Source organism: Streptomyces marispadix, from assembly GCF_022524345.1.
Lineage (GTDB): Bacteria > Actinomycetota > Actinomycetes > Streptomycetales > Streptomycetaceae > Streptomyces > Streptomyces marispadix.
Genome location: NZ_JAKWJU010000002.1, coordinates 1,785,051 through 1,797,019 on the forward strand (window position 1 = coordinate 1,785,051; position 11,969 = coordinate 1,797,019).

6 protein-coding genes and 1 pseudogene are annotated in these 11,969 nt (G+C 70.9%); 4 read left to right on the forward strand and 3 right to left on the reverse strand.

Going from position 1 to position 11,969, the window contains the following annotated elements; genetic code table 11:
• Positions 1-22 precede the first annotated feature (22 nt).
• Positions 23-664, forward strand: coding sequence for a superoxide dismutase (locus MMA15_RS07670; RefSeq protein WP_241058389.1), 642 nt, complete (start codon positions 23-25; stop codon positions 662-664).
• Between the two features lie 233 nt (positions 665-897).
• On the opposite strand, the gene MMA15_RS07675 is transcribed toward MMA15_RS07670, so the two are convergent.
• Positions 898-1,530, reverse strand: coding sequence for a mycothiol-dependent nitroreductase Rv2466c family protein (locus MMA15_RS07675; protein ID WP_241058390.1), 633 nt, complete (start codon positions 1,528-1,530; stop codon positions 898-900).
• Between the two features lie 167 nt (positions 1,531-1,697).
• Here MMA15_RS07675 and pepN (MMA15_RS07680) point away from each other — a divergent pair, with 167 nt between their 5' ends.
• Positions 1,698-4,400 (forward strand): aminopeptidase N, encoded by a 2,703-nt coding sequence (gene pepN / locus MMA15_RS07680; RefSeq protein WP_241058391.1) that lies wholly within the window; start codon positions 1,698-1,700, stop codon positions 4,398-4,400.
• A 189-nt stretch (positions 4,401-4,589) separates the two neighbouring features.
• On the opposite strand, the gene MMA15_RS07685 is transcribed toward pepN (MMA15_RS07680), so the two are convergent.
• The gene (locus MMA15_RS07685; RefSeq protein WP_241063070.1) at positions 4,590-5,594 is read right to left on the reverse strand and encodes a LysR family transcriptional regulator; all 1,005 of its coding nucleotides are present in this window, start codon (positions 5,592-5,594) and stop codon (positions 4,590-4,592) included.
• Between the two features lie 208 nt (positions 5,595-5,802).
• Between MMA15_RS07685 and snpA the strand changes: the two genes are divergently transcribed.
• Positions 5,803-6,468 carry a snapalysin gene (snpA, locus tag MMA15_RS07690; protein WP_241058392.1) on the forward strand — a complete coding sequence of 222 codons (666 nt, stop codon included), beginning with the start codon at positions 5,803-5,805 and terminating at the stop codon, positions 6,466-6,468.
• Positions 6,469-7,015: 547 nt separating this feature from the next.
• Here snpA and pepN (MMA15_RS07695) read toward each other — a convergent pair.
• Positions 7,016-9,639 (reverse strand): annotated as a pseudogene (gene pepN, locus MMA15_RS07695) (aminopeptidase N).
• Positions 9,640-10,083: 444 nt separating this feature from the next.
• On the opposite strand from pepN (MMA15_RS07695), the gene MMA15_RS07700 reads away from it, so the two are divergent.
• Complete coding sequence (locus MMA15_RS07700; protein ID WP_241058393.1) at positions 10,084-11,835, forward strand: TIGR03767 family metallophosphoesterase; 1,752 nt, start codon at positions 10,084-10,086, stop codon at positions 11,833-11,835.
• The last annotated feature ends 134 nt before the right edge of the window (positions 11,836-11,969 follow it).

Below are 11,969 nucleotides of genomic sequence, written 5' to 3' on the forward strand. Positions count from 1 at the left end.
TGTGCAATAAGAGGAGACGCCCATGGCCCTGTATTCGCTGCCTGAGCTGCCGTACGACTACTCCTCACTGGAGCCGGTCATCAGCGGCGAGATCGTCGAGTTGCACCACGACAAGCACCACGCGGGCTATGTGAAGGGCGCCAACGACGCGCTGGAGCAGCTCGCCGAGGCCCGTGAGAGCGACCAGTGGGGCGCGGTCAACGGGCTGGAGAAGAACCTGGCGTTCCATCTCTCCGGGCACATCCTGCACAGCATCTACTGGCGGAACATGACGGGCGACGGCGGCGGCGAGCCCCTGGAGAAGGACGGCACGGGCGAACTCGCGGACGCCATCGCCGAGTCGTTCGGCTCCTTCGCGAGGTTCAGGACGCAGATGTCGAAGGCGGCCGCCACCACGCAGGGCTCCGGATGGGGCGTCCTCGCCTATGAGCCGGTGACCGGGCGGCTCATCGTCGAGCAGGTCTACGACCACCAGGGCAACGTCGGCCAGGCCAGCGTGCCGCTCCTGGTCTTCGACGCCTGGGAGCACGCGTTCTATCTCCAGTACCGCAACCAGAAGGTGGACTTCGTCGAGGCGATGTGGCGCGTAGTGAACTGGCAGGACGTGGCCGCGCGTTACACGGCGGCGAAGGAGAAGGGGAACACCCTGCTGACGGCCCTGTAGACCCTGCGAGCGCGGCCCTGTGAGCGCTGGGCTGTGAACGCGGCGCTGCGGGCCCCTGGGACCTCCTGCCCTCGTGATCGTCTTCTCACCTTTCACCGGGCAGGCGGAGAGAAAGGGAGGGTCCCCGTACGGGCGTGACGTACGGGGACCCTCCTGCCTGTGCGTCCCGGCGCGGCCTTTCGCCGCCCAGCCGCCCGTCGCCGGTCGCCGGGTCTTCAGTCGCCGGGTCGTCGTCAGTCGTCGAAGACGGGCCCGACGTCCCTGGTGCGCTTGATCTCGAAGAAGCCCGGAGTGGACGCCACCATCAGCGTGCCGTCCCACAGCTTCGCCGCCGCCTCGCCCTTGGGAGCAGGCGTGACGACGGGCCCGAAGAACGCGATGCGCGAACCGTCCGCGCCGGGCACGGCGATCACCGGGGTGCCGACGTCCTGGCCCACGAGGTCGATGCCCTCCTTGTGCGACGCCCGCAGCGCCTCGTCGTACTCCGTGGAGTCCGCGGCGTCCGCCAGGTCCGTGGGCAGCCCGGCCTCCTCCAGGGCGGCGGTCAGCAACTCCCGCGACAGCTCCTGGCCCCGGTTGTGCAGCCGGGTGCCGAGCGCGGTGTAGAGCGGGCCCAGCGCCTCGGGGCCGTGCTTCTGCTCCGCGGCGATGCACACCCGTACCGGCCCCCACGCGGCAGCGAGCATCTCCCGGTAGCCCTCGGGCAGTTCGTCCAGCTTGTCCTCGTTGAGCACGGCCAGGCTCATCACATGCCAGCGGACCTCCACCGGCCGCACCTTCTCCACCTCCAGCATCCAGCGGGAGGTCAGCCAGGCCCACGGGCACCTGGGGTCGAACCAGAAGTCGGCGACGGTCTTCTCGGGCATGACACGTTCTCCTCGGCTCTGCTCGGCAGGATGGTCCGTCGGTCCGGCGGGTCGGCCGGTCTCTGCGGCAACGCACGGACGACGGCCGCAATTCCCATGTGCCCGCCGCCTACGGCGCGTGAAATGCTGAGCGGCGTCGCCGAGAACTCGAGACGAGGAGCCACGCCGTGCCCGGAGAGAACCTGACCCGCCAAGAGGCACAGCGACGGGCCGGCCTGCTGACGGTGGACGGCTACGAGGTGGCGCTGGATCTGCGCTCCGCGACCGCTCCCCCGCCGGCGAAGGGGCCGCGTACGTTCCGTTCGACGACGACGATCCGCTTCCGCTGCTCGGAGCCGGGTGCCTCGACGTTCGCCGACCTCATCGCGCCCCAGGTGCACTCGGTGACCCTCAACGGGCGTTCGCTGCCGGTCGACTCGGTCTTCGACGGCTCCCGCATCGCGCTCGACGGGCTGGAGGCCGAGAACGAGCTGACGGTGGACGCGGCCTGCGCCTACAGCCGTACCGGCGAGGGCCTGCACCACTTCCTCGACCCCGAGGACGGCGAGGTCTACCTCTACACGCAGTACGAACCGGCCGACAGCCGCAGGGTTTTCGCCAACTTCGAGCAGCCGGACCTCAAGTCCCGCTTCGCCTTCACCGTCACCGCGCCGGCGCGCTGGACGGTGCTCGGCAACGGGGCGAGCCAGGGCGAGCCGCAGCCGCTCGACGAGGGCGCCGCCGCCGTCTGGCGCTTCGCCCCGACGGAACCGATCTCCACGTACATCACGGCCGTCGTCGCCGGGCCGTACCACTACGTCACCGACACCTACCGCAGCCCCGGGGGCGAGCTGGAGATCCCGCTGGGCGCGCTGTGCCGCAAGGGCCTGGCCAAGCACTTCGACCCGGAGGACGTCTTCACCGTCACCAAGCAGGGCCTGGACTTCTTCCACGAGCACTTCGGCTTCCCGTACCCGTTCGGCAAGTACGACCAGGCGTTCGTGCCCGAGTACAACCTCGGCGCGATGGAGAACCCCGGACTGGTCACCTTCCGCGAGGAGTTCGTCTTCCGAGGCAAGGTCACGGAAGCCTCCTACGAGCACCGGGCGAACGTCATCCTGCACGAGATGGCGCACATGTGGTTCGGCGACCTCGTGACGATGCGCTGGTGGGACGACCTGTGGCTGAAGGAGTCCTTCGCCGACTTCATGGGCGCGCTGGCGCTGGTGGAGGCGACGCGCTTCAAGGACGGCTGGATCACCTTCGCCAACCGCCGCAAGTCCTGGGCGTACCGGGCCGATCAGCTTCCCTCGACGCACCCCGTCACGGCGGACATCCGCGATCTGGAGGACGCCAAGCTCAACTTCGACGGGATCACCTACGCCAAGGGCGCGTCCGTACTGAAGCAGCTCGTCGCATACGTGGGGCGGGAGACCTTCCTGGAGGGGGCGCGGCGCTACTTCCAGCGGCACGCGTGGGGGAACACGACGCTGGCGGACCTGCTGGCGGTACTGGAGGAGACCTCCGGGCGCGACATGGACGAGTGGTCGCGGGCGTGGCTGCAGACGGCGGGCGTCAACTCCCTCACGCCGCAGGTCACTTGTGACGCCGACGGACGGGTCACCGAGCTGGCGGTGCTCCAGGAGGCGCCCGGCAGCCATCCCGTGCTGCGTCCGCACCGTGTGGCCGTCGGCCTGTACCGGCACGAGGGCATGGGGCGCGGGCTGGTGCGCTACGCACGTGCGGAGACGGACGTCACGGGCGCCCGTACGGTCGTCGAGGAGCTGTCCGGTGCGGAACGCCCGGATCTGGTGCTCGTCAACGACGACGACCTCACGTACTGCAAGACCCGCCTCGACGAGGTGTCGATGGCGACGCTGCGCGCGCACCTCGGTGAGCTGGCCGCCGGGCCCGGCGAGGAGCGAGGCGCGGCGGAGGCGGAGGCCGACGGCGGTCACAACCCCTCACTGTCCAGGGCGCTTTGCTGGTCGGCGATGTGGAATCTGACGCGTGACGGGCTGATGCCCGCGAGGGACTTCGTCTCGCTGGTGCTCTCCTTCGCGGGCACCGAGTCGGATGTCGGCGTGCTACAGATGCTGCACGCCTGGAGCCGGTCCGCGGTCGTCAGCTACGCCGCCCCGGAGTGGCGCGACGAGGGCCGAAGGGCGCTCGCGGAGGGCGCGTTGAGCATGCTGCGCCTGGCGGAGCCGGGCAGCGGGCACCAGTTGGCGTGGGCGCGCTTCTTCGCGGCCGTGGCCGACGACGAGAAGGATCTGCGGCTGCTGCGGGGGCTGTTGGGCTCGCCCGCGCCGGGCGGTTCGAAGGGGTCCGGGGGCGAAGGAGCGGCCCGTATCGACGGGCTGGTCATCGACCAGGAGCTGCGCTGGACGTTCCTGGAGACGCTCGCCGCACGGGGCGAAGCCGACGCGGAACTGCTCGACTCCGAACTCGCCCGCGACGACACGGCGTCCGGCAAGCGCCACCATGTGCGCTGTCTGGCGGCGCGCCCCTCGCCGGAGGTCAAGGCGCGTGCGTGGGACGCGGTGATGACCTCCGACCGGCTGTCGAACGCGCTGGTCGAGGCCACCATCGCGGGGTTCGCCCAGCCCGGTCAGCAGGAGCTGACGGCGCCGTACGCACAGCCCTACTTCGAGGCGCTGGAGGAGGTCTGGCGCACCCGTTCCATCGAGATCGCGATGTCGATCGTGCGCGGGCTCTACCCCGATCTCCAGGGCGACCAGGCCACTTTGGACGCGACCGACGCATGGCTGGCCGCGCACGAGGACGCGGCGCCCGCGCTGCGGCGCCTCGTGCTGGAGGCACGTGACGATCTGGCCCGTGCGCTGCGGGCGCAGCGCTGCGACGCGGCCGCGGGGGCCTCAGCCCGTTAGACGGCCGGGGACCGGGTTGCGTAGGGACGCTCCCTCGGACGCGGGCGACCGCGACGCGCACGGCACGCAGCACGCCTAAGGGCGCCCGGCCATACGGCGGCACAGCGCCGGGCGCAGGGGGGTCGTGCGGGCACCCGGCCGTACGGGCAGGTGAACGCGTGGCGCGGCTACGGAACGCAGCGCGCCCGGCTACGCCACGACCGTGAACGGCAACGAGGAGCTGTCGTCGTGCCGTTGGTACCAGTGGCGGTAGGCGTCGCTCGCCCACGCCACCTCGCGATACGCGGCTTCGAGGTCCGCGAGCAGTGCCGCGGGTTCGATCGCGGGCGCCGTGCCGGGTGCGGCGTCGGGCGGCGCCTCCCTTGTGGCCAGCAGCAGCCGTACCGCCAGCGGGTCGCCCCGCAGCGGCCGTACTATCCGGCCGGGACGGGCGGGCGCGGTCGGCTGGCAGGGTGCGACGACCTCTCCGGCGGCCACGAGGTCGGCGGCGGCGAGGTTGTCGCCGTGCACGACACGGGGGTTGATGCCCGCCTCGGCGAAGACCCTGCGCAGACCGGTCCATTCGCCGTCGGCGGCGGGGTCGACCATCCACCGCTCGTGTGCGAGTTCCGTCAGGCTCAGCACGGAACGGGACGCGGCCGGGTGCGTGGCGGACAGGGCGACGAACTGCGGCTCGCGCTCTACCAGTACGTGCACCTCCACGCCGTCGGGTATCTGCAACGGCGAGCCCTCGACCTCGTGCACGAAGACGGCGTCGAGCTGGTTCTCCGCGACCATGCGCAGCAGGGTGTGCGCGGAGGCGTCCATGTGGAAGGTGGTGTCGGCCTCGGGCAGCCTCGCGCGCAGCCGCCGCAGCCAGCCGGGCACGGCAGGGCTTCCCGTACTGCCGATGCGCAAGTACTCTCCCCCGGCACGGCTCGCGGCGGCCCTGGCCTCGCTCACGAGCGCGGTCATCTCGGCGACGAGGGGCCGTGCCCTGCACAGCACGAACTTGCCGAGCGGTGTGGGGACGCTGCCCGTACGCTCCCGGGAGAAGAGCTGGCCGCCGACGGCCTGCTCGATACGGCGGAGCTGTGTGGTCAACGAGGGCTGGGTCATGCCGAGTTGACGGGCCGCCTTGTGCACACTGCCCGTGTCGGCGATCGCGCACAGCGCACGAAGATGCCTCACTTCGAGCTCCACACGCCGGAGCATAGCCAAGCGGACGTTTGTCACACCAGACGCCGAGGAGTCTCAGAACGTCCTGCGTACCGGGTGATGCGACGGAGCTATCACTAGTTGCCATCATCCCTCGCGGCAAAGTCTCCAACAGACTCTTCGTCAGCAGGAGTTCTTCCGGCAGCGCGGACCGCACCCCACCTTGCAGCGGTCACGTCGCTACGGACCAGAATGGAGACCCCCCATGAGAACCCGCACCACGGCAATCTCTGCGGCACTCGGCCTCGGACTGGCCCTGGGTCTGGGTGCGATGCCCGCCTCGGCAGCGACGCCGGACGACGGTGGCAGCACCGCGAAGAGCAGCGCGACCCGCTCCGGATACATCGGCGAATCGAACAAGGCGACCGAGGCGTTCTTCAACGCCGTGGTGAAGGACGCCTTGAAGAAGCAGGCCGCCAAGCCGGGCATCCAGGCGGTCACCGTCAACTACGACGCGAGCGGGGCCCCCACCTTCGCGAGCCAGATCGCCAACAGCACCGCGGTGTGGAACGCGGCCGTCTCCAACGTGCAGCTCGCCGAGGGCGGCAGCGCCAGCTTCGACTACCGCGAGGGTGACGACCCGCGTGGTTCGTACGCCTCGACCGACGGTCACGGCAACGGCTACATCTTCCTGGACTACGCGCAGAACCAGGAGTACGACTCCAACCGCGTCGTCGCCCACGAGACCGGCCATGTGCTCGGCCTGCCGGACCACTACGAGGGTCCGTGCAGCGAGCTGATGTCCGGCGGCGGCCCCGGCCCGTCCTGCACCAACGACAAGCCGGACGCCAACGAGGCCGCGCAGGTCCAGTCGCTGTGGGCGAACGGCGTGGCCAGCGCCGCCTTCGACCAGGCCGCCTTCGCCAAGTAGGCGGCAGCGCCCGGGACTCCGGGAACAGCACGAGGCATGACGAGCAGGAAAAGCCAGCACCACGCCGGTACAGCGCGACCCGTAAGACGCACCACGCCTGAACACCGAAGAACAGCGCAACCGCACGCACCACGCCGAAGTTGCACGGCCCGCATCCCCCCACACGGAGGCCCCCGGCAGCAGACCGGGGGCCTTCGGGCGCGGCAGTGGGCCGGTGCCGTCGGTGTGGTGGATGCGCCGGGAGCCTCCGGAGCGGCCGGGCCGGAGTGACGGGTCTGCCGTCCGCGCGGGGGGCCGCCGGATGCCCGCCACACCGGCCCGGGATGCTCCGGGTACGACAGCGGCGGCCGGTCACCGTGAAGGACGTCCCGGTGACCGGCCGCCGCAGCCAATTCGCAGGCGCCGCGGCCGAGTTCGCGACTGCGGCGGCGATGTCCGCGGGGCAGCGTGCCCGGCCGGACCTCTGCGCTACCCGGCCGGACCCTGTGAGGTCAGGCCCCGGGGCGGGGACCCTGCGCCCCCGCCCCTGCGCCTCGTTCCCGCAGCGTCAGCCGGCCGCAGCGTCCGCCTTCTGCGCACGCAGCGCCCGCTCGACGCCCGCCCGTGACTCGGTCACCAACCGCCGCAGCGCCGCGCCCGGCCGGGCCTCCTCCAGCCATGCGTCCGTGGCGTCGAGGGTCTCCTGCGACACCTGGAGCGCCGGGTAGAGCCCCACGGCGATCTGCTGCGCCATCTCGTGGCTGCGCTGCTCCCAGATGTCCTTGACCACCTCGAAGTACTTCCCCGCGTACGGCGCGAGCAGTTCACGCTGGTCGGTCTGGAGGAACCCGCCGATGACGGCCTCCTGCACCGCGTTCGGCAGGCCGGTCTCGGCCCCGGCTCCGCTGCCGACCACCGACGCCCACGCCTCGGCCTTCGCCTCCGCCGTGGGCCGTGCGGCCCGTGCCATCGCCGCGTAGCGCTCACCCGCCGAGGTCGCGTCGCGCTCCAGCTCCGCGGCGATCTCCTTCTCCCCGGCGCGTCCCGTGGCGGCGAGGCGGTGCAGCAGTGCCCAGCGAAGTTCGGTGTCTACGACCAGGCCCTCCACGGCCTTGGCGCCTGCGCCGCCTTCGCCCGCTCCTTCGCCTCCGGCCGGTGCCTCCGCCAACAGCTCCTCAAGCAGCGCCAGTTGGGCGTCCGTACGAGCGGACGAGGCGAAAGCGCGCGCCCACGCGAGCTGGTGGTCGCTGCCCGGTGCCGCAGCGCGTAGCTGTTCGAGCGCGGCCTCCGACCAGCGCAGCAGACCGGTCTCCCGCCAACGCGGGTCGGCGTAGAGGTCGAGCGCGAGCTTGACCTGCCGGTGCAGCGACTGGACCACGCCGATGTCCGACTCCTTGACGATGCCGGAGAGCACGAGGTCCAGATAGTCGCGGGCGGGCAGTTCAGCGTCGCGCGTCATGTCCCAGGCGGAGGCCCAGCACAGCGCGCGGGGCAGCGACTCCTCGAAGTCGCCGATGTGCTCCGTGACGGTCGCCAGCGACTCCGCGTCGAGGCGGACCTTCGCATACGACAGGTCGTCGTCGTTGAGGATGACGGCGGCCGGGCGGCTGCGGCCCGACAGCTCCGGCACCTCGGTCACCTCGCCGTCGACGTCCAGCTCGATGCGGTCCGTGCGTACGAGCTTGCCCTCCCGCAGGTCGTACACGCCGATCGCGATCCTGTGCGGGCGCAGCGTCGACTGCCCGGCGGCGCCCGGAGGCAGGGCGGGCGCCTCCTGCCGTACCGCGAAGGAGGTGATCTCCCCCGAGGCGTCGGTGACGATCTCGGGGCGCATCACATTGATCCCCGCGGTCTCCAGCCACGCCTTCGACCAGGACGCCAGATCGCGCCCGGAGGTCTCCTCCAGCGCGCCGAGCAGGTCCCCGAGGCGGGTGTTGCCCCACTCGTGGCGCTTGAAGTAGCGCTGCACGCCGCTGAAGAAGGCGTCCTCGCCCACATATGCGACGAGCTGCTTCAGCACGGACGCGCCCTTGGCGTAGGTGATCCCGTCGAAGTTGACCAGCACGTCGTCGAGGTCGCGGATCTCCGCCATGATCGGGTGCGTGGAGGGCAGTTGGTCCTGCCGGTACGCCCAGGTCTTCATCTGGTTGGCGAACGTCGTCCACGAGTGGGGCCAGCGCGAGCCGGGAGCGGCGGACATGCATGCCACGGACGTGTACGTGGCGAACGACTCGTTGAGCCACAGGTCGTTCCACCACTCCATCGTCACGAGGTCGCCGAACCACATGTGGGCCAGCTCGTGGAGGATGGTCTCCGCACGCGTCTCGTACGCGGCGTCCGTCACCTTGGAGCGGAAGACGTACTGGTCGCGGATGGTGACCGCGCCGGCGTTCTCCATGGCGCCCGCGTTGAACTCCGGGACGAAGAGCTGGTCGTACTTGCCGAAGGGGTACGGGTAGTCGAACTTCTCCTGGAACCAGTCGAATCCCTGCCGCGTGACCTCGAAGATCGCGTCCGCGTCGAGGTGTTCGGCCAGCGAGGGGCGGCAGTAGACGCCCAGCGGGATGGTGCGTCCGCCGCCCTCCCACGTGCTGTGCACCGAGTGGTACGGGCCGGCGACGAGCGCCGTGACGTAGGTGGAGATCCGCGGCGTCGGCTCGAAGCACCACAGCCCGTCCTCCGGCTGCGGTGCGGGGGAGTTGGAGATCACCGTCCAGCCCTCGGGGGCGCGCACGGTGAACTGGAAGGCCGCCTTCAGGTCCGGCTGCTCGAAGCTGGCGAAGACGCGGCGGGCGTCGGGCACCTCGAACTGCGTGTAGAGATACGCCTGCTGGTCGACGGGGTCGACGAAGCGGTGCAGGCCCTCACCGGTGTTGGTGTACGCGCAGTCCGCCACCACCAGCAGTTCGTTCTCGCCCCGGGCGAGCTCCGGGAGCGCGATGCGTGAGTCGGCGAACGCCTCGGCCGGGTCGACGGCCTGTCCGTTCAGGACGATCTCGTGCACCGTGGGGGCAACCAGGTCGATCCAGCTCGGCGCCGCCTCCGCGGCCTCGAAGCGGACGAGCGTCCGGGAGCGGAAGGTGCCCCCGTCCTGTGCGCCGCTCAGATCCAGCTCGATCTCGTAGGAGTCCACGCGGAGGAGCTGCGCGCGCGCCGGCGAGCCTCCTCGCGTGTCAGATTCGTGCCAGGCACCTGGTGCTCTCCCCTGCTGTCGCAATCTCACGATGTCGTAGTTCGGCCATCCTTCCACGTGGCCGCGGTGCGGTGTTCCCATCCGCCCGCCTGAGGGGCGGGCGCTTCCGGCGTGCCCCGAACGCCGGGACTCATGCGCCCCGCTCCGCTTCCACGCGGCCCCGGCCTCCTGGCGGGGCGAGGTGAACGGCGGGTGAGCAGCAGGGCGACGGCGGACCGGACGCGGGCAACGGGGAGGAAGCGGCGGTTCCGGTCGGTGATCCATGAGTGCCGATGGGCGTGCGGCGTTCCGCCGTCGTTCAGGCGCAGGTCACTCCGGATGCCAAACATCCCTGGTGAGCGGGTCGTTCCGAGCCGGTACGCACCAGCGGCGCAGGCGCGGCACGGCACGCGACCGCTTCGCGCGTCACAGGATTCGCGTCCGTCACAGGAGAGGCAGCCCGCATGGACCGCAGCAGCCGGTGGCAGACCCGTCTGCCCGACCGCCGCACCCTCCTCACGCTCGGTGCCGCCGGGGCGGCCACCGTACTCGGGGCCGCGCCGGTGTTCAACGGGGGTTCCGCCAACGCCGGTCAGCCTTCGAAGTCGTCCCCTTCACCAGGCGCGTCGGCCTCGGCCCGCGCTCGCGCCGCCCGTGCACGAGCGCAGGCTCCCGTCACCCGCGCCGAACCCGTGGAACCCTCCCCCGAGGGCACCACGCTCGCCCGGGTCTCCACTCCGCGCGGCGGCTCCGGCGGCTATCGGCGCCTCGGCGACGGCCCCGGCTGGAAGCGTCTCGTACGTACGGACCTCGCGGAGGCGCGCCAAGGCCGCACGGAGAAGCGGCGGCTGCTGACGGCCTTCGTCCAGTTCACCGATCTGCACATGGTCGACGTGCAGCATCCGCTGCGCTACGAGTATCTGCGCACCGAGACCACCAGCGCCTGGCGTCCGCAGGAGGCCCTGTCGGTGGCGGGCGCCGTCTCCCTGATCGAACGCGTCAACGGCCTGCGCGGAGGCCCGGCGACCGGCGAACCGCTGTCCTTCGTCGTCACCACCGGCGACAACACCGACAACAACTGCCGTGCCGAACTCGACTGGTTCCTCACGGCGATGACCGGCGGCCGCATCACCCCCAACACCGGCGACGTCGACGCGTACGAGGGTGTGCAGAGCAGCGGGCTGAGGCTCTACTGGCAGCCGGAGGACGAACTGCGCGACGACGACAAGGCGTTGGGCTTCCCCCGGATCGACGGCTATCTGCGGGCGGCCATCCGAGAGGTCAACAGCCCGGGTCTAGCGCTGCCCTGGTACTCCACCTCCGGCAACCACGACGCCCTGCCCGGGGGCTGCTACGCGGGCGACTCCTTCTTCGCCGACTTCGCCGTCGGCGGGCGGAAGCTGATGGAGCTGGAGTCGGAGGCGGAGGCCGCACGGCTGTGGAAGACCGTCGAGGACGGCGGGGACCCCAAGGGCGAGCAGCTCAAGGAGGCGCTGCGCGAACGGTTGCGCTCCCGGACGATGCGGCGCGTCACGGCCGATCTTCAGCGTGCGCCGTTCACCAGGAGGGACTGGGTACGTGCGCACATGCGTAAGAAGTACGAGGGCGCGGGCCCCGTCGGGCACGGCTACACCGAGGCCAACCTCGCCGAGGACCGCCTCTACTACACCTTCCGCATCTCGGAGGATGTCACGGGCGTCAGCCTGGACACCACCCGGCACGACGGCGGCTACCCGGGCAGCGTCGGCGACGCCCAACTCGCCTGGCTGGAGCGCCGGCTGAAGGAGGAGCGGGCCAAGGGCACCTATGTGCTGCTCTTCAGCCACCACACCAGCACCACCATTCCCGACGGGGGCGACAGGCTGCTGTCGCTGCTGCACGCCAATCCCCACGTGGTGGCCTGGATCAACGGCCACAGCCACAAGAACCGGATCAGACCGCGCCGGACGTTCTGGGAGATCTCCACGGCCTCCCACATCGACTTCCCGCAGCTCGCCAGGACGCTGGAACTCGCCGACAACGGCGACGGGACGCTGTCGCTGTTCGCCACGCTGATCGAGTCGTCCGCCCCCGCACGCACCGATTTCCACGACCTCTCCCAGACCGGGCTCGCCTCCCTCTACCGCGAGCTGGCCCTCAACTCCCCAGGCGCGCGCCAGGAGTTGAGCGGCGAGCCGGACGACCGCAATGTGGAGCTGCTGCTGCGCAAGCCGTGAACCGCCCCGCTGCTGCTGCGCAAGCCGTGAACCGCCCCGCATCGGCGGCCGGGCCCAGGGCGCTGGGCGGGCCGGTCCCATGGCGCGGTGGCGCCCCGCGCTGTCGCTTCCGCCGCCAGAGGGGGAGAGTGACG